Here is a 23564-nt window from a genome sequence, read left to right as displayed (position 1 = left end):
ATTAAGACTATGCCTTTACGACGGATCACCCCTGGACTGAACGCGCTACTTGCCTCCGGCATGGTTCTTTTGCTGGCGCCTTATAGCGACAGCATGGCCGCCGAGCGCGTGCAGCAAATCGGCGGCGTGATTATCCCGCAGGCTTTCAGCCAGGCTTTGCAGGACGGCATGAGCATTCCTCTGTTTATTCATCTTGAAGGCAGCCGCGATAATCAAAACGATCAGCGTATCGGCGCCGCGTATATCTGGCTTGATGGCGATGTGCTGCGGGTCCGGCAAATCACCCTTGAAGAGGGCGATGACAACGCTCGCGTCAGCGACGAGACGCGTCAACAGCTCAGCCGTTTATCCAATGAGGCTTTCAACGACGCGCTGAAGATCCCCTTAACCGATGCCGCGCAGCTGCAACTTAGTCTGCGCCAGCTGCTGCTGCAACTGGTGGTGAAACGTGAGGCGCTGGGAACCGTACTGCGGTCGCGCAGCGAGGATATTGGCCAGTCGAGCGTTAAAACTTTCAGTAATAACCTCACCTATAACCTCGGGGTCTACAACAACCAGATGCGTAGCGGCGGCAGCAATACCTCCAGCTATCTGTCACTCAATAGCGTTAGCGCGCTGCGCGAGCATCACGTGGTGCTCGACGGCTCGCTGTACGGTATCGGCACCAGCCACCAGGACAATGAACTGTATAAAGCGATGTACGAGCGCGACTTCGCCGGGCACCGTTTTGCCGGCGGGATGCTGGATACCTGGAACTTACAATCGCTGGGGCCGATGACCGCGATTTCGGCCGGTAAAATCTACGGCGCGTCGTGGGGAAACCAGGCCAGCTCTACGGTATTTGACAACAGCCAGTCGGCGACGCCGGTGGTGGCATTCTTACCGGCGGCAGGCGAGGTCCACCTGATGCGCGACGGGCGCCTGTTAAGCGTGCAGAACTTCGTCATGGGGAATCATGAAGTTGATACCCGAGGCCTGCCGTACGGTATTTACGACGTTGACGTCGAAGTTATCGTCAACGGAAGAGTGGTCAGCAAACGCACCCAACGCGTCAACAAGCTGTTTACTCGCGGACGCGGCGCGGGCGCGCCGCTGGCCTGGCAAATATGGGGCGGCAGTTTCCATATGGACCGCTGGTCGGAAAGCGGCAAAAAGACGCAGCCGGCGAAAGAGAGCTGGCTGGCGGGGGCGTCGGCTTCCGGATCGCTGAGTACGCTCAGTTGGGCGGCCACCGGCTACGGCTACGATAGCAACGCCGTCGGCGAAACGCGCATTACGCTACCGCTAACCGAGGCGGTGAATATCAACCTGCAAAACATGCTGGCCAGCGACAGCTCCTGGAGCAGTATCGGCAGCGTTAGCGCCACCTTGCCCGGCGGCTTTAGCTCGCTGTGGATTAACCAGGAAAAGACCGTTATCGGCGATAAGCTGCGCCGCAGCGATGCCGATAACCGGGCGATCGGCGGCACGCTGAACCTGAACGCCCTGTGGTCAAAACTAGGCACTTTCAGCATCAGCTACAACGATGACCGCCGTTACAACAGCCATTACTACACGGCGGATTATTACCAGACGATTTATAGCGGCTCTTTTGGCTCGCTAGGCCTGCGCGCGGGCTTACAGCGCTATAACAACGGCGATAGCAACGCCAACACCGGGAAATATATCGCCCTCGATTTATCACTGCCGCTGGGCAACTGGTTCAGCGCCGGGATGACCCATCAGAACGGCTATACCATGGCCAACATTTCGGCGCGTAAGCAGTTTAATGAAGGGGCGATTCGAACCGTCGGCGCCAATATTTCGCGGGCGATTTCCGGCGATACCGGCGACGACAAAACCTTAAGCGGCGGCGCTTATACGCAGTTCGAAACGCGCTACACCAACGGCACACTGAACGTTAACAGCGGCGCCGACGGCTACGTGAACACCAACCTGACCGCCAGCGGCAGCGTCGGCTGGCAGGGGAAAAACATCGCCGCCAGCGGGCGAACCGACGGCAACGCCGGAGTGATCTTCAATACCGGGCTGGAAGACGACGGCAAGCTCAGCGCTAAGGTTAACGGGCGCATCGTGCAGCTCAGCGGTAAACGCAACTACCTGCCGCTGTCGCCGTACAGCCGCTATGAAGTCGAACTGCAGAACAGTAAAAACTCGATCGACAGCTACGACATTGTCAGCGGCCGTAAGAGCCACCTGACGCTTTATCCCGGTAACGTGGCGGTGATCGAGCCGGAAGTGAAGCAGATGGTCACCGTCTCCGGGCGCATCCGCGCCGAAGACGGCACGCTGTTGGCGAACGCGCGCATTAATAACCATATCGGGCGCACCCGTACCGATGAGAACGGTGAATTTGTCATGGATGTCGATAAAAAATATCCCACCATCGATTTTAGCTACGGCGGAAATAAAACCTGTGAAGTGGCGCTGGAGCTCAGCCAGGCGCGCGGCGCGGTGTGGGTAGGGGACGTGGTATGCAGCGGTCTCTCTTCATGGGCGGCGGTGCAGCAGACAGGAGAAGGTAATGAAAGCTAAGTGGCTACTCGCTTTGGCGACGCTGACGATTGCGCCGCTAGCGATGAACGCTAAGGCGGCGGTGACAAAATATTCTGAAGCCGCTGCTCCGGCGCGCGAATTTGTCTTTGTCGAGAACAACTCTGATGACAACTTCTTTGTCACCCCTGGCGGCGCGTTGGATCCCCGTCTGACCGGCTCAAACCGCTGGACCGGATTAAAATCAACCGGTTCTGGCGATACCGCGTACCGTCAGGTCAGTCTGGGTTATATCGATGATGGTCACAACCATGGGATCTCCGCTAATTACCGGTTTGATATGTGGCTGGATAATGCGCCGGTCTCTCACCCTTTACTGGGTTTACGGTGTATTAACTGGTACTCGGGATGCGATCTGGCAACCAGCCTGATTTTACCCCAGTCAACAGATGCTAATGGATTTTACGGCGTCTCAACGGGGAGCGGGACGAAATGGCGTCACGGGATGATGTCCGATGCCTTTTATCAATACCTGCAGCAGATGCCGATCGGCGGTAGTTTTACGATGACGATTAATTCCTGCCAGACATCGGTCGCTTACGATGCGAGCAAAGGCGAGCGTTGTAAAGATCAGGCGTCAGGTACCTGGTATATCCGCGACGTAACCCATACCAAAGCGGGGCACTTACGCCTGATAAACACCCACTCACTGGCGGAAGTGTTTATCAACAGCGACGGCGTGCCCACGCTGGGTGAAGGCAATGCCGATTGCCGTACACAAACGATTGGTTCTCGCTCCGGTTTAAGCTGCAAAATGGTTAACTATACGCTGCAAACTAATGGATTAAGCAACAGCTCGATTCACATTTTCCCGGCTATCAGTAACTCTGCGTTGGCATCGGCGGTAGGTAACTACGATATGCAGTTCAGTCTTGATGGTAACTCATGGAAACCGGTCAACGGCATTCTGCAGTATTACACTTTTAACGAGATGAAGAGCTCTGATTCTATCTATGTCTTTTTCTCCAGTAACTTTTTCAAGCAGATGGTGGCGTTGGGCATTAGCGACATTAACACCAAAGATCTGTTTAACTTCCGTTTTTATAACACCACTTCGCCGGAATCCGGCTGGTATGAATTCTCGACATCCAATAGCCTGATTATCAAACCGCGTGATTTCAGCATCAGCATTATCTCCGATGAGTACACCTCGGCGCCTACGCGTGAGGGTTACGTCGGCAGCGGCGAACCGGCGCTGGATTTCGGCTACATCGTCACCACCAGCGGCAAAACCGCCGCCGATGAGGTGTTGATTAAAGTGACCGGCCCGTCACAGGCGATTAGCGGGCGCTCGTATTGCCTGTTTAGCTCGGCGGACGGTACCGCGCAGGTGCCGTTTCCGGCGTCGCTCTCTTTCATTACCCAAAGCGGGGCGACGAAAAGTTACGACGCCGGCTGCGACGATAGCTGGCACGACATGACCGATGCGCTATGGCTGACCACGCCGTGGACTGATATTTCCGGCGATGTGGGGCAGATGGATAAAACAACGGTGCGCTTCTCGATTGCTATGGACGATCCTATCTCGCTGCGCACCATCACCGACAACGGCTGGTTTGGCGAGGTCAGCGCTTCAGGAGAGATTCATGTCCAGGCGACGTGGCGTAACATTAATTAAGCTGACGCTGGCGAGCCTGTGGCTGCTGGCCGCGCCGCTGGCGCAGGCGATTTCTGTCGGTAATCTGACCTTTTCGTTGGCCTCTGACGCTGAGTTTGCGGCGAAGAGGGTTATCAACAACAATAAAAGCGCGCGGCTGTATCGGGTGTCGGTGGTGGGTATCGACCGGCCCGGCGGCCATGAGGTTCGTGCCCGCCCGGCGGACGGCGAACTGCTGTTCGCCCCGCGCCAGCTGACGCTGCAGGCGGGCGAAAGCGAATATTTTAAGTTCTATTATCACGGGCCGAAGGATAACCGCGAACGCTACTATCGGGTCTCGTTTCGTGAAATTCCCACCCGCAACCTGGTGATGCGCGCCCCGGCGGGCGGGCAGATCAGCATGGAGCCGGTGGTGGTGATGGATACCATTCTGGTGGTACGCCCGCGGCAGGTTCAGTTCAAATGGGCGTTCGATAAAGCGGCGGGGAGCGTCAGTAATACCGGCAATACCTGGTTTAAGCTGCTGATCAAACCGGGATGCGACACCACGGAAGAGGAAGGTGACGCCTGGTATTTGCGCCCCGGCGATGTCGTTCGCCAGCCGTCGCTGCGTAAGCCCGGCAACCACTACATCATCTATAACGAGAAATTTATTAAAATCAGCAATGATTGCCCGGTGAAATAGCCGGGCAATCGCCTGATTTATTCCTCGTTCAGCAACTGACTCACCAGCGCGATATGGGTTTTAATGCCGACCGCCAGCGCATCTTCGTCGATGCGAAAATGCGGGTTGTGCACGTTCCACGTCGCCCCTTTTTGCGCATTGCCGCAGCCGATAAACAGGAAGGTACCCGGTACTTTTTCCTGATAGGAGGAGAAATCCTCGCTGCCGAATAGCGCCTTATCCTGCAGCTGTAGCGTGCCTGCCGGGAAGTGACGAGCTATGGCTTCACGGGCGATATGATTGGTGGCGTCGTGGTTGTTTCCTACCGCATAGCCCTGCTGCCATTTGATTTCGTAGCTGGCGCCGTGGGCGGCGGTGATGCCGTCGATAATCCGCGCCATCAGCGGCGGTACCGCCTCGCGCACCTGCTGGCTATGGGTACGCAGCGTCCCGGCCAGACGCGCGCTGTCGGGGATCACGTTATAGCTATCGCCGGCCTGAAAAGTGGCGATAGTCAGCACCGGCGCGTTGCCCGGATCGATATTGCGGGCGACGATCTGCTGCAGCGCGCCGACCACTTCCGCGCCGATGGTCACCGGATCGATACAGTGCTGCGGCATAGAGCCGTGGCCGCCTTTGCCGCGAATGGTGATATCAAAGTTATCGCTGGAGGCGACGTACACTCCCTCTTTCAGGGTTATCACGCCAACCGGGCTGGTGGGGAAAACATGCAGGCCGAAAATATGTTCAACGTCGTCAACCACGCCCAGTTCAACCAGCTCACGCGCGCCGCCCGGCGGCACCTCTTCCGCTGGCTGGAAGATGAATTTAATGCTGCCGTGCAGCTGTTCGCGAAGCTGGCACAAGACTTTCGCCGCCCCCATCAGCATCGCGGTATGCGCGTCGTGACCGCAGGCGTGCATTACGCCGGGCTTCGTTGAGCAGAATGCTTCACCGCTCTCTTCCTGTAGCGGCAGGGCATCGATATCGGCGCGCAGCGCCCACATTGGCCCAGGATGCGCGCCGCGCAGCACGGCAATCACGCTATTTTCCAGCGGGCGGCTTATCTCGAGGCCGGAAAATAGCGCCAGCTCGCGGGCGATATAATCGGCGGTCGGCTTCTCGTTAAACGACAGATCCGGATGGGCGTGGATATGGCGACGCCAGCGCAGCGCTTCCTCGGCCGCGGCGGAAATGAATTGTTCAGTGGCGTGTTGCATCAGTGACTCCTTCAATCAATAACGGGCTGACTGACGACGGTTTTACGTTTCATGAGCGGCAGCACCGCCAGCGCGGAGCAAACCATCGCCAGTGAAAGAAACAGGAAAGCGCTGGCGTAACCGTGGGTTTTCTCCACCAGATAGCCAATGACGATCGGCGAGACAAAGCCGCCGAGGGTACCACCGGTATTAATCAGACCAATGGCCGAGCCCATCATATTTTCCGGCAGGCGCTTCATCGGCAGGGTAAAGGCGGTGACGAAGGTCGACATCAGGAAAATTTCGCCGATAAACAGCAGCAGGCTGGCGATAAGCGGCGTCCGGGCGTGGAAGATGGCGAAGATCGCCACGGCGCTGATTAGCGCGCTGATGGCAATCACCAGCGGTTCGCGATTAAGAAAATATTTACCCACCAGCCAGCCGGTACCGAGCGATGAGATCCAGATCCCCAGCCCCCCCGCGGCCACCACGTAGCCGGATGCAGAAAGCGACATTCCCATACTCTGAACAAAAAACTTCGGCAGCCAGGCCATCAGGCCATAGCTGGGAATATTGACGCAAAAGATAGCCAGAAAGAGCAGGATAACCGTGGGGTTACGCCACAGGGCGGCGCCAGCGGCGCTCTGTTTCGCGACCACCGCCGTCGGCTGTCGGCGCGGCACGCGCAGGGCGATCAGTAGGGCGATAGCGCAGGCAACGATCCCCAGTACGGTGAACGACAGATGCCAGCCGAGCAGCGCCAGCGCGTTAACAGCGATAATCGGCCCAATGGTCATCGCCAGTCCCGCTGACGACAGCAATATCGATTGGGCGAAGGTACGTTGTTCAAGAGTGAAGTTGCTTACCACCGCCTTGGCGCAGGAACAGGGATAGCCGGAGTGGCCGACGCCCGACAGAAAGCGGAACAGCAGCAGCAGGCCGAAGCTCGCTCCCAGCAGGCCGAAGCACAGCGCGAAGATCCCCAGCGCCGCCAGCGACAGCACCAGCATGGTTTTGTAGCCAATGCGATCGTTAAGCCAGCCCGCCGGAACCTGAAACAGCGAATAGGCGAGAAAAAAGATGCCGGTAATGTAGCCCAACTGCTCGGCGTTAAGCCCGAACTCCTTTTCGATAGGCAGCAGCGCGAAGCCGGTGACGGTTTTGTCGATGTAAACGACCACGTAGCCGATAAACAGTAAGAAGATCATCTGAGACTGACTTTTCATTTTTTTCCGCCCGGTGTCTCATGGTTGCATGTGTTGTCGTGGGGAATCCCCCCACTGCATCCTCAGGCTTTACCCGCGCGGCGGGAAGATATAATTTTTCTATAGGTGATGCTTTTTTCTGATAGGGGTGAGCGGTGAAATATCTTCCCAAATTAAACCAGCTGCAGGCGCTACGGCAGGTGGCGCGTAGCGGCAGCATCCGCTCAGCGGCGCGTGAACTGGGGCAATCGCAGCCGGCGCTGAGCCGGACATTACGTGAGCTGGAGCAAATCCTCGGCACGCAACTTTTTCTGCGCAGCAAAGAAGGCGTCGCCCTGACCGAAGCGGGAATCGCTTTCTTACAGCGCGCGGAGTGGGTGCTGGAGGAGCTGCGGCGCGCGGCGGACGAGGTGGAACAGATAAACCATGTCACCCACGGTAGGCTGACGGTCGGCTTTTCGTCGCTGATTGCCCTGACGGTGTTTCCGCAGGTGGCCGAAGGATTTAAGCAGGCGCTGCCGCAGGTACAGATGACGGTGAAAGAGGGGCAGCTTTCGTCGCTGCTGCCGGGCGTCCGCAGCGGAGAGATTGACCTGGCGATCGGATCGGTCGACCCGATGCATCCGCCGGAAGGGGTGATGCTGGAACCGCTGTTTACCGCGCCGTTCTGCGTTATCGCGCGCAAGGGGCATCCGCTGGCGCACGAAAGCGATCTGCTGGCGCTGCGTAAAGCCCGCTGGCTGCTGCCGGAGTCGCCGATGGGCTACTACCAGCAGCTACAAAACGAGCTGATTCATTTTTATCGCCAGGTGTCGATTACCCCGCTACGCACCGACTCGGTGATAGTCGGCTTGCAGATGGTACTGGAATCCGATTATCTGACCATCGTCGCGCGCGCCATGAGCCAGCCGCTGCAGCTTGGCGATAAGCTGGTCACGCTGCCGGTATCCACGCTCCCGGCGGCGCAGTATTGCGCGGTATGGTCGCAAAAATCGGCGCTCACCGCCAATGCCCGGCTGTTTCTCAATCGGCTGCGAAGCGCCTGTCAGCGCTACGCCTGGTAAAACGGCGGCTCGCCAGCTGGCTGAGGGCGCAGCACAGTAAATAGTAAACCGCGCCGGTAAAGACGAATATCGCCAGCGGGTAGATTTGCACCCGGTTATTGACCTGCCCGGCGACGGTGGTGAGTTCAGGCACGTTGACGATAAACGCCAGCGAGGTGTCTTTCAGCAGGCCGATAAAAATGCCGACCAGCGACGGCTGGACGTTGCGCAGCGCCTGCGGCAGCAGGATTAAGCGTAGCGTCTGGCCGGGGGCGAATCCCTGCGTCAGCGCCGCTTCATGCTGGCCGCCGGGCAGGGCGCGCAGCCCCGCCAGCACCGAGTGCATCACCGAGGCGGCGGTGAACCACGCCAGCGCCAGCGTGACCGTCACCGCGCCCGGCAGATCGCCGCCGGTCAGCATCGGCAGCAGATACCACAGCCAGAAAATAACGAAGATCAGCGGGATACCGCGAATAATTTCCGCCCACAGGAACAGCAGACGACGGACCGCTCCGCCGTAGCGCCAGGCGGCGCAGGCCAGCAGAATACCACCCGGTAGCGCCAGCGCGGTCGCGCCGATGGCCATCAACAAGGTGAGCGCCACGCCGCCGGGCTGGCCTTCCGCCAGTCGTCCCCACAGCAGATAATCAAGGTTGTCGGCGATCACCGCGAGGTTAGCGTTCATGTTGTGCGCTCCGTGGCTGACGATATCCCGGACCGAAGCGCGTCAGCGCCAGTCCCATAACAATACCCAGCGCCAGATACAGCACTGTGCCGATAGCAAAGGCCTCCAGCGCGTGGGCGTTATAGCTCTCGATTTGCCGTACCTGGTAGGTGAGCTCGGCAAAACCAATACCGCTGGCCAGCGAAGAGAGTTTCATCAGGTTCAGGTACTGGCCGACAATCGGCTGCCAGGCGTTGGCCAGCCCCTGCGGCAGCAGAATAAAACGTAATTCACCCCACGGGCTAAATCCCTGCGACAGCGCCGCTTCGCGCTGGCCGTGGCTGACGGCGCGCAGTCCGGCGGCAATCTCTTCCACCAGAAATGCCGAGGTAAATACGCCGAGCCCCCACATTGAGCAGAGAAATTCCGGCGTCAGCCACCAGACGTCGCCCGGTAGAATCGACCAGCTATGGGAGTCGTTGATAAAATCGCGCGCCGCCAGCGGCAGCAGGTTCCAGGCGGCGAAGTACCAGAACAGCAGTTGAACCAGCAGCGGTGTATTGCGAAACAGCGATACCCACGCCGCCACCAGCCAGCGGCCGGGGCGTCCGCCGCCGAGACGCAGGGCCAGCAGCAGCACCGCCAGCGCGGTGGCCAGCAGTATCCCGGCGAAGCTGACCCAGACGGTGGTCAGGAAGCCGGAGATTATCCACTGTAGCGGCTGCCCGCTGAGCACGCCATGCCAGTCGAGTATCGCCATCACTCAATGCTCTCCTGATGCAGCGGGTCGAGCACCTTCTGCAGAAAACGGCGGGTACGCGCATGCTGCGGGCGGGCGAAAAATTCCGCCGGCGGCGCGGTTTCGAGGATTTCGCCACCGTCGATAAACACCACCCGATCGGCGATTTCGCGGGCAAACTGCATCTCGTGAGTGACCACCACCATGGTGATACCGCTGTGGGCCAGGGCTTTCATCACCTGCAGCACTTCGCCGATCATCTCAGGATCCAGCGCCGAGGTTGGTTCATCAAACAGGATGATTTGCGGCGAGGAGGCAAGGGCGCGGGCGATGGCGACGCGCTGCTGTTGGCCGCCGGAGAGCTGAGCGGGCATCTGCCGCGCTTTATCCGTGAGACCGACCTGGGTGAGTAATTCCAGCGCCCGCTTTTGGGCGGCATCGTGTTGCCAGCCGTGCACGCGCTCCAGCGCGAGGGTAATATTCTCCTGCGCCGTCAGGTGAGCGTAGAGATTGAACTGTTGAAAAACGAAGCCGACCCGGCTGCGCAATTGGCGCAGCGCGCTGCCGGTCAGGCGGCGGGTCGGTTTGCCATCGATGAGGATCTCGCCGCCGCTTAACGATTCAAGCTGGTTGATCAGGCGGATCAGCGTTGATTTACCCGATCCTGATGGCCCGAGGATCGCCACCACTTCGCCGGGATTGACCGTTAAATTAACGCCGTTAAGTACCTGATGATCGCCGTAGCGTTTAACCACGTCGCGAAAGGTAATACTGGCCTGCTGCAGATGCGAGAAATCCGCGGCTGAAGCCGCGGAGCGTGAAAATAAGGCGGAAAACATCAGGGTTATTTCGCTTCTATGGTAAAGGCGCGCGGCTGCGGAGAGGCGGTGCCAGGGCCAAACCAGGTGTCGTAGATTTTCGCCGCCTGGCCGGATTTTTCCAGCTTAACCAGCTCGTCGTTTACCGCTTTCAGCAGCGCCGGTTCGCCTTTTTTCACGCCGACGCCAATCTCTTCTTTGCTCAGCAAATCCGGCAGAATTTTAAAGTTGGCTTTATCCGGCGCGCCCGCCAGCAGCCCGGCGAGAATGGTGCTGTCCTGGGTAATCGCCTGCACGTTGCCGTTTCGCAGGGCGGTCAGCGCCAATGGAATATCGTCATAGGAGAGCACCCGCGACTGCGGGAAGCGCTGGTGCAGCGCCTGTTCGCCGGTGGTGCCTTTTACCGCGCCGATGCGCGCTTTGCTGTAGTCATCCAGTTTATCCGGCGACTTAGCCGGAACCAGGAACTGCTGTCCGGTTACAAAGTAGGGCGTTGAGAAATCAATTACCTGCGCGCGCTCCGGGGTAATGGTGATATCGGCGACGATCAGGTCAGCCTTACCGGACTGCAGCAGCGGAATACGGTTAGCCGGGTTAGTGGCCACCAGCTCAAGCTTGACGCCAAGAGATTTCGCCAGCGCCTGCGCGAAATCGACGTCGTAACCCACCAGTTGATGGGTTTTGGCATCCACGGAACCAAACGGCGGGTTAGCGTCGAAGGTGGCGACCTTCACCACCCCGGCGGCTTTGATATCGGCTAACTGGTCAGCCTGAACCTGGGCGGTCAACAGCAGCGCGCCCAGCGCAAAAGCGATTTTGGTATAAGTTTTATGCATCATCATTCCCCTGAATCCCTGTTTTGTTTTGTGTTTATCACGCTCCCACAAAACCGCCTCGTCCGGCAAAGAAGAAAAAATTCTTATCTATAACCAAAATCTCTTAATAAAAATGGGGATATTGCTGTTAACCAAATCGCTTTTACAGGAAGGGGTTAGTCACCGAAGCGCAGCGGCGAATATGCATCTTCCAGGATTACAAATTCGGAATTGATATTTCCCGCCCGTCGGCGATTGTGGTTGAAATAACAACAACGCAAACCCGACCGATGGAGGAGAAATGAAAGTAGCGCTGTGGCAACGGATTACCGGCTGGCTGGCTTTTTTATCTAACGGAGAAGCCGGGCAGCAAGATGGTCAACGGATGATGGAGGCGATCTTGCCGGTCGCCAGCCTGTATGGCGTGGATCTCGGCAACGTGGAAACCCGGTGGTTTCGCCATGACAAAACATACTGAGCGGCGCTGGACGCGCGAAGCCTACTGGAACGAGGTGTGCTCTGTGTAGCAGAAGGCTGCTTGCGGTTGCGGTAAAAAGGAGAGGCTCCGCAGCCCAAGCAGCTTTAAACCCAGGCTCCTACTCCTGTTCTCCCTGTTTTTTCCCTTCCCCGTTTTGCAATTTCCCCGCCGTCACGGTATAAATGACCTTCATTTGGATGTTTAGACGTCCATACATAAAGAAGGCAATATGCAAACAACATCACAACAACAAGGTGGGCAACTTAAGCGCACCATGAAAACGCGCCACCTGATTATGCTCTCGCTGGGCGGCGTCATTGGCACAGGGTTATTCTTCAATACCGGCTATATTATCTCGACCACCGGCGCGGCGGGCACGCTGCTGGCGTATCTGATTGGCGCGCTAGTGGTCTGGCTGGTGATGCAGTGTCTTGGCGAACTGTCGGTGGCGATGCCGGAAACCGGCGCCTTTCACGTGTATGCCGCGCGTTATCTCGGCCCGGCGACCGGCTATACCGTGGCGTGGCTCTACTGGCTGACCTGGACCGTGGCGCTCGGCTCGAGCTTTACCGCCGCCGGCTTCTGTATGCAGTACTGGTTCCCGCAGGTGCCGGTGTGGGTCTGGTGCGTGATTTTCTGCGCGGTGATTTTCGCCCTGAATGTTATCTCTACCCGCTTCTTTGCCGAAGGCGAATTTTGGTTCTCGCTGGTCAAAGTGATCACCATCATTGCTTTTATTATTCTCGGCGGCGCGGCCATCTTCGGCTTTATTCCGCTGACCGACGGTTCACCGGCGCCAGGGCTGCATAACATCACCGCCGAAGGCTGGTTCCCTCATGGCGGCTTGCCGATCCTGATGACCATGGTGGCGGTGAACTTCGCTTTCTCGGGCACCGAACTTATCGGTATTGCCGCCGGTGAGACGCAAAACCCGCATCAGGTGATACCGGTCGCGATCCGCACCACTATTGCCCGGCTGATTATTTTCTTTATCGGTACCGTTTTCGTGCTCGCCGCGCTAATCCCGATGCAGCAGGCGGGGGTGGAAAAAAGCCCGTTCGTACTGGTGTTTGAAAAGGTCGGTATTCCTTACGCGGCGGATATTTTTAACTTCGTGATCCTGACCGCGATTTTGTCGGCGGCCAACTCGGGCCTGTATGCCTCCGGACGGATGCTGTGGTCGCTATCAAATGAGAAGACGTTGCCAGCCTGCTTTGCCAAAGTGAATAAACGCGGCGTGCCGCTAACCGCGCTGACGGTGAGCATGCTGGGCGGCGTGCTGGCGCTGTTTTCCAGCGTAGTCGCGCCGGATACGGTGTTTGTTGCGCTGTCGGCGATTTCCGGTTTTGCGGTGGTCGCGGTATGGCTGAGCATCTGCGCATCGCATTTTGTCTTCCGCCGCCGCCATCTGCAACAGGGCAAAGCGTTAAGCGAGCTGCACTATCGCGCGCCGTGGTATCCGCTGGTGCCGGCGCTGGGTTTTGTACTTTGCCTGGTGGCCTGCGTGGGGCTGGCCTTTGACCCAAGCCAGCGTATTGCGCTGTGGTGCGGGATCCCGTTCGTCGCGCTATGTTATGGTGCTTACTATCTGACTCGTACACGGAAATTAACTCAGGAGCCGCAACATGCCGCAGAATAATCCGCTAACCGCCATCCTTGAAACGCAACCGTTCGTGCTGCTGGATGGCGCGATGGCGACGGAACTGGAAGCGCGCGGCTGCAATCTGGCCGATAGTTTATGGTCGGCGAAGGTACTGCTGGAGAACCCGCAGCTGATCCGCGATGTGCATCTCGACTATTTCCGCGCTGGCGCACAGGTGGCGATCACCGCCAGCTATCAGGCAACACCGGCAGGCTTTGCCGCCCGCGGACTGGATGAGGCGCAGTCGAAGGCGTTGATAGGTAAAAGCGTCGAGCTGGCGCGTAAAGCCCGCGAGGCGTATCTGGCGGAAAACCCGCAGGCGGGAACGCTGCTGGTGGCCGGGTCGGTCGGGCCGTATGGCGCGTATCTGGCGGATGGCTCTGAGTATCGCGGCGATTATCAGCGCAGCGCGGAGGCGTTTCAGGCATTCCACCGTCCGCGCGTCGAAGCGCTGCTGGATGCCGGGGCGGATCTGCTGGCCTGTGAAACATTGCCGTCGTTTGCCGAAATCACGGCGCTGGTGGCGCTGCTGCGTGACTACCCGCGCGCCCGCGTCTGGTTCTCGTTGACCCTGCGCGACGCCGAACATCTCAGCGACGGTACGCCGCTGCGCGAGGTTGTTGCGGTATTGGCCGATAATCCGCAGGTGCTGGCGCTGGGGATTAACTGTATCGCGCTGGAAAATACCACCGCCGCGCTGCAGCATCTGCACAGCCTGACGTCGCTGCCGCTGGTGGTCTATCCTAACTCCGGCGAGCACTATGATGCGCTGACCAAGACCTGGCATCATCACGGCGAAGCCTGCGCGACGCTCGCGGCCTATTTGCCGCAGTGGCTGGCGGCTGGCGCCAGGCTGATTGGCGGCTGCTGTCGCACCACGCCGCAGGATATCGCCGCGCTGGCGGCGGGCCGCTAACACCTGTATTTCTTTCCCCCGGATGGCGGCGCTCCGCGCCTGATCCGGGCTACAACGACAACATCCGCAACTTTTGGTAGCCCGGCTAAGCGCAGCGCGAGCCGGGGGAACCCATTTCTTTAATCCCTGTTTTTAACTATCTAATCCCGCTTTTCTTCTAAAAACGATTCGCTATTAGGCAGAATTTTTAATTACTTCATCTCCACGCTGATGCCGGAAATACTGCACCCATAACAACTAAGGGGAAGCAGACACTATGGCATTCACATCGCGAATTACTCTTCTGGCGGCGCTGGCTTTCGCTGCCTTCCAGGCGCAGGCGGTTAACGTCACCGTCGCCTATCAAACCTCCGCCGAACCGGCGAAAGTCGCCCAGGCGGACAACACCTTCGCCAAAGCCAGCGGCGCCACCGTTGACTGGCGTAAATTCGACAGCGGCTCCAGCATCGTACGCGCGCTGGCCTCAGGCGATGTACAAATCGGCAACCTCGGTTCCAGCCCGCTGGCGGTGGCCACCACTCAGCAGGTACCGATTGAAGTGTTCCTGCTGGCCTCAAAGCTCGGTAATTCCGAAGCGCTGGTGGTGAAGAAAGATATCACTAAGCCGGAAGATCTGATTGGCAAACGCATTGCGGTACCGTTTATTTCGACCACCCACTACAGCCTGCTTTCCGCGCTGAAACATTGGGGAATCAAACCGGGCCAGGTGCAGATTATCAACCTGCAGCCGCCGGCGATTATCGCTGCCTGGCAGCGCGGCGATATCGATGGCGCTTACGTGTGGGCACCAGCCGTTAACGAACTGGAAAAAGAGGGCAAGGTGCTGACCGACTCTGCGCAGGTGGGGCAATGGGGCGCGCCGACGCTGGATGTATGGGTTGTGCGTAAAGACTTTGCCGAGCAGCATCCGGAAATCGTGAAAGCTTTCGCTAAAAGCGCCATCGACGCGCAGCAGCCCTATATCGCCAACCCGGAGGCGTGGCTGAAGCAGCCGGAAAATCTCAGCAAGCTGTCGCGACTGAGCGGCGTGCCGGAGGCGGATGTGCCGGTGTTAGTCAAAGGCAATACCTATCTTACCGCCGCCCAGCAGGCGCAGGAGCTTAACGGCCCGGTGAACCAGGCGATTATCGATACCGCGAAATTCCTCAAAGAGCAGGGCAAAGTGCCGGCCGCAGGAACCGATTATAGCCAGTTCGTTACCGACCGTTTCGTGAAATAAAAGGAGGCTCCGATGCTGCAAATCTCGCACCTCTCCGCTGATTATGGCGGTAAACCGGCGCTGGCGGATATCAACCTGACGTTGGACAGCGGCGAACTGCTGGTGGTGCTGGGCCCTTCCGGCTGCGGCAAAACCACGCTGCTGAACCTGATTGCCGGATTCGTGCCTTACCAGCACGGCAGCATCACTCTCGAAGGCCGTCGCATCGACGGGCCGGGCGCCGATCGCGGCGTGGTGTTTCAAAATGAAGGCCTGTTGCCGTGGCGCAACGTGCTGGATAACGTCGCGCTGGGATTACAGCTGGCGGGGGTTGAAAAGACCCAACGCCGGGAAATCGCCGCGCAGATGTTAAAAAAAGTCGGCCTGCAGGGGGCGGAAAAACGCTTTATCTGGCAGCTTTCCGGCGGCCAGCGTCAGCGTGTCGGTATTGCGCGCGCGCTGGCGGCGGATCCGCAGCTTTTGCTGCTGGATGAGCCCTTCGGCGCGCTGGATGCCTTTACTCGCGAGCAGATGCAAACTCTGCTGCTGCGACTGTGGCATGAAACCGGCAAGCAGGTGCTGTTGATTACCCACGATATCGAAGAAGCGGTATTTATGGCCAGCGAGCTGGTGTTGCTGTCGCCGGGGCCGGGGCGGGTGCAGGAACGCCTGCCGCTGGAGTTTGGCCGCCGTTTTGTCGCCGGTGAATCCTGCCGCAGCATTAAATCGGATCCGCAATTTATCGCCCAGCGCGAATATGTGCTTAGCCGGGTGTTCGAACAACGGGAGGCTTTCTCATGAGCGTGGTCCTCAATGATAAACCGCGCCAGCGCGCGCTGAAGTGGCGCTGGCCGCTCTCACGGCAGTTGACCCTTAGCGTAGCGACGCTGGCGGTGTTGCTGGCTATCTGGTGGGCGGTGACCGCGCTGCAGTTGATTAGCCCGCTGTTTTTACCCTCGCCGTGGCAGGTATTGCAGAAGCTACTGACCATTGCCGGGCCGCAAGGCTTTATGGACGCGACCCTGTGGCAGCATCTGGCGGCGAGCCTGACGCGTATCGCCATCGCGCTGGTACTGGCGGCGATCGTTGGCGTGCCGGTGGGGATCGCCATGGGATTGAGTCCAACGGTACGCGGGATCCTCGACCCGCTGATCGAACTGTATCGTCCGGTACCGCCGCTGGCGTGGCTGCCGCTGGTGATCATCTGGTTCGGTATTGGCGAAACGCCGAAAATCTTACTGATCTATCTGGCTATTTTCGCCCCGGTAGTGATGTCGACGCTGGCGGGGGTTAAAAGCGCGCAGCAGGTCCGTATTCGCGCCGCGCAGTCTTTAGGGGCCAGTCGCGCTCAGGTGCTGTGGCTGGTGATCCTGCCGGGCGCGCTGCCGGAAATTCTTACCGGCCTGCGCATTGGCCTTGGCGTCGGTTGGTCGACGCTGGTGGCGGCGGAGCTGATTGCCGCCACTCGCGGCTTAGGTTTTATGGTGCAATCCGCCGGTGAATTCCTGGCGACCGATGTGGTGTTAGCCGGGATCGCGGTGATTGCGATAATCGCATTTGTTCTGGAACTGGGACTGCGCGCGTTGCAGCGCCGCCTGACGCCCTGGCATGGAGAAGTACAATGAGTGAACGTCTGAGCATTACCCCGTTGGGGCCGTATATTGGCGCGCAGGTGGCCGGAGCCGATTTGACCCGTCCGTTAAGCGACAATCAGTTTGAGCAGCTATACCACGCGGTGCTGCGCCATCAGGTGGTGTTCCTGCGCGAGCAAAATATCACCCCGCAACAGCAGCGCGATCTGGCGTTACGGTTCGGCGATTTGCATATCCATCCGGTCTATCCGCATGCGCCGGGCGTGGATGAAATTATCGTACTGGATACCCATAACGATAATCCGCCGGACAACGATAACTGGCATACCGACGTGACCTTTATCGACACGCCGCCGGCGGGGGCGATTCTGGCGGCGAAGGAGTTACCTTCTACCGGCGGCGATACCCTATGGACCAGCGGTATTGCCGCGTGGGAAGCGCTCTCCGAACCGTTCCGCCAGCTGTTGAGCGGTTTACGCGCGGAGCACGATTTCCGCAAATCGTTCCAGGAGTATAAGTACAACAAGACGGAAGTGGAGCATCAGCGCTGGCGCGAGGCGGTGGCGAAGAACCCGCCGCTGTTGCACCCGGTGGTACGTACCCATCCGGTAACCGGTAAGCAGGCGCTGTTCGTCAATGAAGGGTTTACCACCCGCATTGTGGATGTCAGCGAGAAAGAGAGCGAGGCGCTGCTGAATTTCCTGTTTGCTCACGTCACTAAACCGGAATACCAGGTGCGCTGGCGCTGGCAGCCGAACGACGTGGCGATTTGGGATAACCGGGTGACGCAGCATTACGCTAACGCCGACTATCTGCCGCAGCGGCGCATCATGCACCGCGCGACAATTCTTGGCGATAAGCCGTTCTACCGGGCGGGATAAACGGCTAAAGATGCGCGCCGATGTAGCGCTGGTAGCGGTTGGCTTTGAGGTAGGTTAAATCCACCAGTACCAGCCCATCGACGCAGTGATTAAAGTCCGGATCGCTGCCGAAATCGATAAACTGCACGCCGCCCGGCTCGCACACTTCCGAGTACTGTTTATACAGCGGCGGGATGGCGCAGCCGAGGTTGCCGAGCAGCGACTTCAGCCGCGTCAGGTCTTCGGTGTAATCCTCGCCGCCAAACTGCGCCAGCACGTCGGGTAGCGAAGCTGGGTAGGGGCGGCGCGATTTGGCCAGCGGATGCGTCGCCGGAAACCATAAGCGGTAGAAGGCGACCAGCAAATCGCGGGCATCGGGCGGCAGACCGCCGGAAATCGAGACCGGGCCAAAAAGATAGCGATAGTGCGGGTTTCGCGCCAGCCAGGCGCCGATGCCTGACCAGAGATAATCCAGCCCGCGGCGTCCCCAGTAGCGCGGCTGAATGAAGCTGCGCCCCAGTTCAATCCCGTGCTGCAGAATATCGTCCATCCGCGCGTCGTAGTGGAACAGGCTGTAGCTGTAGATGCCCTCCACTCCCCGTTTCTCCAGTTGCATGGCGGTAGGCATAAAACGATAGGCGCCGACGATCTCCAGATCCTCTTCATCCCATAAAATCAGGTGCAGGTAGTCATCATCGTAGCTATCAATATCGCGGCGTTTGCCGCTGCCTTCGCCGACCGCCCGGAAGGCTATCTCCCGCAGACGGCCCAGTTCGCGTAGCAGCGGTGCCTCTTCCTGGCCGTTGCGTTGCCACAGATAAATCAGTTTACCGTCCGTGGTTTTGCCTAAACATTCGGTTTTTGCCAGCTCGCGTTTGAGCAGCGCGCGGTCTTCCGGGCGGGCGATCGCGCTTTCGCTTTTAAACAGGCCGGGGTGTCCTTTACCGAGGCGCTCGACGTGGCGGTAGCACCGGTCCGCCAGTTCGCGGGCGGAAAGCTGCGGCTGATGCCACGATGACCACGCGATTTGCTGGCCAATGCGCAACGGCAAGCTGCTATCGCGGCGGCGAAACATCTGCTGCATTAACAGCAGCAGCGGCAGATTCTCGGAGAGCAGGGCGCTGGCGTAGAACAACGGGCTGTTGTGGGCGCGGATCCAGGCCGGCAGCAGCGGCGCGCGGTATTTCGTCGCCAGCTTGATGAAGCCGGGATGCCATTTTTTATCACGGATGCCGCGGCGGGTCAGGCGCGAGACTTCCCCCGCAGGGAAGAAGATCAGCACGCCGCCCTGCAGAAGCTGCTGGTCCATCTGCTGCAGCGCCGCTTTGGCGGTACGGCCGTTGATATTATCCACCGGAATAAACAGCGAGCTCAGCGGTTCAAGATGGGTCAGCATACGGTTAGTGACGACTTTGACATCGCGCCGCACGCGGGAGACCGCATAAAGCAGGGCGAGCCCATCGAGCGTCCCGGTCGGATGGTTGGCGATAATCACCAGCGGGCCATGTTCGGGGATTTGTTCAAGGTCATGCGCCGGGATAGCGCAGCGGATATTGAGATGTTCGAGGACCTGTTCGACCGTATCCAGTCCTTTCAGGTGACGATGGCGGGCGGCAAAGTGCTGGAACTCTTCTTCATGCAGAAGCTTTTTCAACACCTTTTTCTGCCAGGGGGCGGGCCTCGCCTGAGGCCACAGGTCATCGAGAACGTTGTCGAGACTAAACATAGTGACTCCTCCTCTGTCCTGCCCAGACAGTAGAAGGCGCAGATGTCGTTCAGATTACAATTCGGTGAAGATTCGGTCTCAGCAGGCGAGGTTTCCCGGATAGCGGCTTACGCCTTATCCGGGCTACGGTCGGCGCCGATTTGTAGCCCCGGTAAGCGTCAGCGCCACCGGGGAGGGGCTATCGGCGTTCGCCGCAGCTAAGATCCAAGCTTTCGCCAGCCCAGTTTGCAGGATATAGCCCGCGTTGGACATCTCGATGAAAGGTTGAAAATGGCCAATCTATAACCTGCGTAACCCAGCCATGTTTTAATGGATTGATATGTATGTAATCAACAAGGCGGCGAGAATCTTTTTCATCACGTATGGCATGCTCCCAGAAGCGAGGTTGCCAGATATGTTGTCGTTTTAATGTTCTGCTAAAGCAGCCTTTGATATCGCGCCAGCGGGAAGAAAAATCGTCATCATTGTTGGGAAGTGTCCAGATACAGTGGAAATGTTCAGGCAATACCACCCAGGCATTAATGATAAAAGGGCAACGTTGTTTTACAACGGAAACGGAGTAGCGAAATAATGCAATTCTTTCAGTCAGAAGCATGCTTCTACGGTCCTTCAAATTAACGGTAAAGAACCAGGTTCCCCCCTTGATGTAATAGCGTCGATAAGCAACCACAGCTTCTCCTGGTAGCCAGCGTTTATAATGTGATTTAAGACGTTAAAGGAGAAGAGAAGGTTCGCCAAGGAGCCGTCACGGAAGATGGAAAGCAGCACGCAAAATCTGATTCCCGGATAGCGGCTCACGCCTCATCCGGGCTACAAGGTAGCCCCGGTAAGCGTCAGCGCCACCGGGGAGAGGGTAGGTTTAACGCAGGATTTTTTTCTCGGCCAGATCGAGGGCGAAATAGCTGAAGATCAGGTCCGCGCCCGCGCGTTTAATTGCGCCAAGGCTTTCCAGCACCACTTTCTCTTCGTCGATAGCGCCAGCCTGCGCGGCAAATTTGATCATCGCGTACTCGCCGCTGACCTGATAAGCGCCGAGCGGCAGGTTGCTGCGCTCGCGGATATCACGCAGGATATCCAGATAGGCGCCGGCCGGTTTCACCATCAGGCAGTCCGCGCCCTGGGCTTCATCAAGCAATGACTCGCGAATTGCCTCGCGACGGTTCATCGGGCTCATCTGGTAGGTTTTACGATCGCCTTTCAGCGCGGTACCGGCGGCTTCGCGGAACGGGCCGTAGAACGATGAGGCGAATTTAGTTGAGTAAGACATAATCGCGGTATTGGTAAAGCCTGCGGCATCCAGCGAACGGCGGATCGCCTGTACCTGACCGTCCATCGCGGCGGATGGCGCGATGAAATCAGCGCCGGCGGCCGCGGCGACTACCGCCTGCTTACCGAGGTTTTCCAGGGTTGCATCGTTATCGACGCCGTGCTCGCACAGCACGCCGCAGTGGCCGTGCGAGGTATATTCGCAGAAGCAGGTATCGGACATGACGATCATTTCCGGCACCGCCTGTTTGGCGATACGGGTCATGCGCGCCACCAGACCGTTTTCATTCCAGGTATCGCTACCGGTCGCGTCGGTATGGTGGGAAATACCAAAGGTCATCACTGAACGAATCCCGGCGTTGGCGATGCGCTCAATTTCGCGCGCCAGATGTTTTTCCGGAATACGCATGACGCCAGGCATCGCTTCGATGGCTTTGTAATCATCAATTTCTTCTTCAACAAAGATCGGCAACACCAGGTCGTTCAAACTCAGTGTTGTCTCTTCAAACATGGCGCGCAGCGAGGCGGATTGACGCAGGCGGCGTGGGCGAGTGATTAAATCTGTCATGGTTTGCCTGATTTTGTGAAATGAAAGAAGGTAGTGTACCGCAAACGACAGCGGGATGTTTCGCCAAAACGATCCTTAACAATCAGTGGCAAAACATCCCGCAACGATTACTGGCTGGCGGTTTCCATATTCGGCTGCACGCCGCTTAAGGCGCTGACGAGGTCGTTGACGCCGTCGCTCATGGCGCTGAAACGGGTCAACGCGGAACGGGTCACCACCACGAAGACCCCGACGTTAGCCTGCGGGTTCATCGCCATATAGGTAATAAATCCGCCGCCGCCACCGGTTTTCTGAATAATGCCCGGATGGCCGTTTTTCGGCTTCATGTACACCCAGCCCAGACCCAGCGCATCGGCTTTACCGGGGACATCCATGCCGATCACTCGGGTGAGCTGGGTACGTTGATAAATCAGCGTCTGCATGCGATCGGCCTGCTGGCCGCGAGTATAGAAATCCGAAGAGAGGAACTGCTGCATCCAGCGCATCATATCGCCCGGGGTCGAATACACGCCGCCGCTGCCGATGGCCGCGAGGGTGTTATTACACGGGCTGGCGCCTTTCTCCGCCACCATCAAGCGCTGACACTGATCCGGCGATGGGGTGAAGGTGGTGTCCTTCATGCCGAGCGGGCGGGTGATTTGTTCTTCAAACAGCTGCGGGTAGGGCTTACCGGCGGCGGTCGATAGCGCATCGGCCAGCAGGTCGAAGGCCAGGTTGGAATAGGCCGCCTGCGAACCCGGCGTGGTTTTAAGCGTAGCCGTCGACAGCCAGTTCCAGCGCTGCTGGCGGGTCGGCCAGACGAATACCGGGCGATGCGCCGCGCCGCCGGGCTGCTCGCGCGGCAGGGCGCTGGTGTGGGTTGCGAGATTGACCAGCGTAATCGGTACGCCCTGGTAGGTTGGCACCCGCGCGCCAGGCGGCGCGTATTTACTCAGCGGATCGTCAAGCTTAACCACTCCCTGATCGAGCAGTTTCACCAGCATTTCACTGGTCATCAGCTTACTCAGAGAGGCGATGCGGATAACGGAATCCAATTGTGGATGCTGATTATTACCCGGACGGGTTTCGCCGAAGCTGCGGAATACGCGCTGGTTGCCGTCGATAACCACCATCGCCATGCCGGTGGCGCCGCTGCCGTAATAAATATGTTCGGCGAAGCGGTCGACCACATCAGAAGTAAATACCGGATCAACGCTCGGCTGAACCGCCTGGGCTGAGGTCCACGACGCCGCGCACAGCGCAGCAAAAATGAGCAAACTACGTTTCAACGGAGGCATCCATCGTTTATTAGGGGAATATACACCGTATTTATACTACGAAGTCGCGGCGAGCAAAGTGGGAATAACGACAATATTTCACAGAAAAGCGTAACGGTGCGTAAAAATGACTTTTTTCCGCTTTCAGATATCTGCTTTTCCGCCTGACGCGTATGATTAAGCTCTTATTCATCTTATAAAAGAGAGTGGTGATGGCATCTCAACGGGTTCTGATGGTAGTGGATATGCAAAACGGCGTATTCGAGACGCCGCGTGTCGATCGCGAACGCTGCGTAGCGCAAATCAATCGCCTGATTCACGCCGCCGATAGCGTTATTTTCATTCAGCACGCTGAAGCAGGCGGCCTGGAAGAAGGAAGCGAAGGATTCGCGCTGCTGCCTGAACTGGCGCAACCCGCCGGGGCGCGCTACGTCACCAAAACGGCCTGTGATGCGTTTTATAAAACCGATCTTGAACAGGTGCTGCGCGAGAACGGAACTCACGCTTTTGTTATCTGCGGCTGCGCGACCGATTATTGCGTCGATACCACCATCAAAAACGGCGCCAGCCGCGGCTACGCCATCACCATTGCCGAAGATGCCCATACCACCGCCAATCGCGCCGCCGCCGAGGCTAAAACGCTGATCGCTCACTATAACGAGGTGTGGCGGACTTTCACCCTTCCCGATAATCCTTTACGCGTGAAACCCGTAGAAACAATTCTTGCCGAATGGCAGACGAACTAAGTCGCTGATATCCGGTCTC

At 58.3% G+C, this 23564-nt stretch carries 22 protein-coding genes; 12 read left to right on the top strand and 10 right to left on the bottom strand.

The features are described 5' to 3' along the window. Nucleotides 1-9 precede the first annotated feature (9 nt). Genes ABLV66_RS19980 through ABLV66_RS19970 form a run of 3 tightly spaced genes read left to right on the top strand, consistent with a single transcriptional unit; the run spans nt 10 to nt 4835 of the window. A complete protein-coding gene (locus ABLV66_RS19980) occupies nt 10-2535 on the top strand; it encodes a fimbrial biogenesis outer membrane usher protein (protein WP_047046010.1) in 2526 nt (841 codons plus the stop codon). Between the two features lie 43 nt (nt 2536-2578). Beyond that, nucleotides 2579-4171: a fimbrial adhesin EcpD gene (gene ecpD / locus ABLV66_RS19975; RefSeq protein WP_227505038.1), complete on the top strand. Its 1593-nt coding sequence runs from the start codon at nt 2579-2581 to the stop codon at nt 4169-4171. Next, a complete protein-coding gene (locus ABLV66_RS19970) occupies nt 4140-4835 on the top strand; it encodes a fimbrial biogenesis chaperone (RefSeq protein WP_015704522.1) in 696 nt (231 codons plus the stop codon). The genes ecpD and ABLV66_RS19970 overlap by 32 nt, the downstream gene beginning before the upstream one ends. 17 nt (nt 4836-4852) lie before the next feature. On the opposite strand, the gene ABLV66_RS19965 is transcribed toward ABLV66_RS19970, so the two are convergent. Together ABLV66_RS19965 and ABLV66_RS19960 are read right to left on the bottom strand one after the other, a co-directional pair. Further along, on the bottom strand, nt 4853-6034 hold the full coding sequence (locus tag ABLV66_RS19965; protein WP_348876141.1) for an amidohydrolase: 1182 nt from the start codon (nt 6032-6034) through the stop codon (nt 4853-4855). Between the two features lie 11 nt (nt 6035-6045). Next, nucleotides 6046-7239, bottom strand: a complete 1194-nt coding sequence (locus ABLV66_RS19960; protein WP_045391018.1) for an MFS transporter — start codon at nt 7237-7239, stop codon at nt 6046-6048. A 134-nt stretch (nt 7240-7373) separates the two neighbouring features. Between ABLV66_RS19960 and ABLV66_RS19955 the strand changes: the two genes are divergently transcribed. Beyond that, on the top strand, nt 7374-8282 hold the full coding sequence (locus tag ABLV66_RS19955) for a LysR substrate-binding domain-containing protein (protein WP_045391015.1): 909 nt from the start codon (nt 7374-7376) through the stop codon (nt 8280-8282). On the opposite strand, the gene ABLV66_RS19950 is transcribed toward ABLV66_RS19955, so the two are convergent. The 4 genes from ABLV66_RS19950 to ABLV66_RS19935 are packed head-to-tail and all read right to left on the bottom strand — an operon-like array spanning nt 8242 to nt 11318. Further along, complete coding sequence (locus ABLV66_RS19950; protein ID WP_045391012.1) at nt 8242-8946, bottom strand: amino acid ABC transporter permease; 705 nt, start codon at nt 8944-8946, stop codon at nt 8242-8244. The genes ABLV66_RS19955 and ABLV66_RS19950 overlap by 41 nt on opposite strands. After that, the gene (locus ABLV66_RS19945; protein ID WP_213317077.1) at nt 8936-9688 is read right to left on the bottom strand and encodes an amino acid ABC transporter permease; all 753 of its coding nucleotides are present in this window, start codon (nt 9686-9688) and stop codon (nt 8936-8938) included. Before ABLV66_RS19945 ends, ABLV66_RS19950 begins: the two co-directional genes overlap by 11 nt. Next, nucleotides 9685-10503 carry an amino acid ABC transporter ATP-binding protein gene (locus ABLV66_RS19940; protein ID WP_015368099.1) on the bottom strand — a complete coding sequence of 273 codons (819 nt, stop codon included), beginning with the start codon at nt 10501-10503 and terminating at the stop codon, nt 9685-9687. Before ABLV66_RS19940 ends, ABLV66_RS19945 begins: the two co-directional genes overlap by 4 nt. A 5-nt stretch (nt 10504-10508) precedes the next feature. Then, nucleotides 10509-11318 carry an ABC transporter substrate-binding protein gene (locus tag ABLV66_RS19935; protein ID WP_370429554.1) on the bottom strand — a complete coding sequence of 270 codons (810 nt, stop codon included), beginning with the start codon at nt 11316-11318 and terminating at the stop codon, nt 10509-10511. 280 nt (nt 11319-11598) lie between these two features. Here ABLV66_RS19935 and ABLV66_RS19930 point away from each other — a divergent pair, with 280 nt between their 5' ends. The 7 genes from ABLV66_RS19930 (at nt 11599) to tauD (ending at nt 18004) form a co-directional block, all read left to right on the top strand. Further along, the gene (locus ABLV66_RS19930) at nt 11599-11775 is read left to right on the top strand and encodes a hypothetical protein (RefSeq protein WP_015368101.1); all 177 of its coding nucleotides are present in this window, start codon (nt 11599-11601) and stop codon (nt 11773-11775) included. A 229-nt stretch (nt 11776-12004) separates the two neighbouring features. Continuing rightward, nucleotides 12005-13414 carry an S-methylmethionine permease gene (gene mmuP / locus ABLV66_RS19925; RefSeq protein ID WP_047045994.1) on the top strand — a complete coding sequence of 470 codons (1410 nt, stop codon included), beginning with the start codon at nt 12005-12007 and terminating at the stop codon, nt 13412-13414. Next, nucleotides 13401-14333, top strand: a complete 933-nt coding sequence (mmuM, locus tag ABLV66_RS19920; protein WP_047078673.1) for a homocysteine S-methyltransferase — start codon at nt 13401-13403, stop codon at nt 14331-14333. The genes mmuP and mmuM overlap by 14 nt, the downstream gene beginning before the upstream one ends. 256 nt (nt 14334-14589) lie before the next feature. Next, nucleotides 14590-15552 (top strand): taurine ABC transporter substrate-binding protein, encoded by a 963-nt coding sequence (gene tauA, locus ABLV66_RS19915; RefSeq protein ID WP_348876140.1) that lies wholly within the window; start codon nt 14590-14592, stop codon nt 15550-15552. A gap of 12 nt (nt 15553-15564) precedes the next feature. After that, a complete protein-coding gene (gene tauB, locus ABLV66_RS19910; RefSeq protein ID WP_045380937.1) occupies nt 15565-16332 on the top strand; it encodes a taurine ABC transporter ATP-binding subunit in 768 nt (255 codons plus the stop codon). After that, on the top strand, nt 16329-17156 hold the full coding sequence (gene tauC / locus ABLV66_RS19905; protein WP_045390998.1) for a taurine ABC transporter permease TauC: 828 nt from the start codon (nt 16329-16331) through the stop codon (nt 17154-17156). Before tauB ends, tauC begins: the two co-directional genes overlap by 4 nt. Beyond that, nucleotides 17153-18004 (top strand): taurine dioxygenase, encoded by an 852-nt coding sequence (tauD, locus tag ABLV66_RS19900; RefSeq protein ID WP_348876139.1) that lies wholly within the window; start codon nt 17153-17155, stop codon nt 18002-18004. The genes tauC and tauD overlap by 4 nt, the downstream gene beginning before the upstream one ends. A gap of 4 nt (nt 18005-18008) precedes the next feature. On the opposite strand, the gene olsF is transcribed toward tauD, so the two are convergent. The 4 genes from olsF to ampH all read right to left on the bottom strand — a co-directional run bounded on the left by olsF (nt 18009) and on the right by ampH (nt 22811). Beyond that, on the bottom strand, nt 18009-19709 hold the full coding sequence (gene olsF, locus ABLV66_RS19895) for a bifunctional ornithine lipid synthase OlsF (RefSeq protein ID WP_348876137.1): 1701 nt from the start codon (nt 19707-19709) through the stop codon (nt 18009-18011). 178 nt (nt 19710-19887) lie between these two features. Further along, a complete protein-coding gene (locus ABLV66_RS19890) occupies nt 19888-20379 on the bottom strand; it encodes an REP-associated tyrosine transposase (protein ID WP_348876136.1) in 492 nt (163 codons plus the stop codon). A 189-nt stretch (nt 20380-20568) separates the two neighbouring features. Next, nucleotides 20569-21543, bottom strand: a complete 975-nt coding sequence (gene hemB, locus ABLV66_RS19885; protein ID WP_015368036.1) for a porphobilinogen synthase — start codon at nt 21541-21543, stop codon at nt 20569-20571. A 107-nt stretch (nt 21544-21650) separates the two neighbouring features. Then, the gene (gene ampH, locus ABLV66_RS19880; RefSeq protein WP_020079517.1) at nt 21651-22811 is read right to left on the bottom strand and encodes a D-alanyl-D-alanine-carboxypeptidase/endopeptidase AmpH; all 1161 of its coding nucleotides are present in this window, start codon (nt 22809-22811) and stop codon (nt 21651-21653) included. 221 nt (nt 22812-23032) lie between these two features. Between ampH and ABLV66_RS19875 the strand changes: the two genes are divergently transcribed. After that, nucleotides 23033-23545, top strand: coding sequence for an isochorismatase family protein (locus tag ABLV66_RS19875; RefSeq protein ID WP_161801920.1), 513 nt, complete (start codon nt 23033-23035; stop codon nt 23543-23545). Nucleotides 23546-23564: the final 19 nt, after the last annotated feature.

Source organism: Klebsiella sp. CN_Kp073, assembly GCF_040065495.2.
GTDB classification, from domain to species: Bacteria; Pseudomonadota; Gammaproteobacteria; order Enterobacterales; family Enterobacteriaceae; genus Klebsiella; species Klebsiella aerogenes.
The sequence above is the reverse complement of the archived record's forward strand: the minus strand, read 5'-3'. Positions and strand labels throughout refer to the sequence as shown.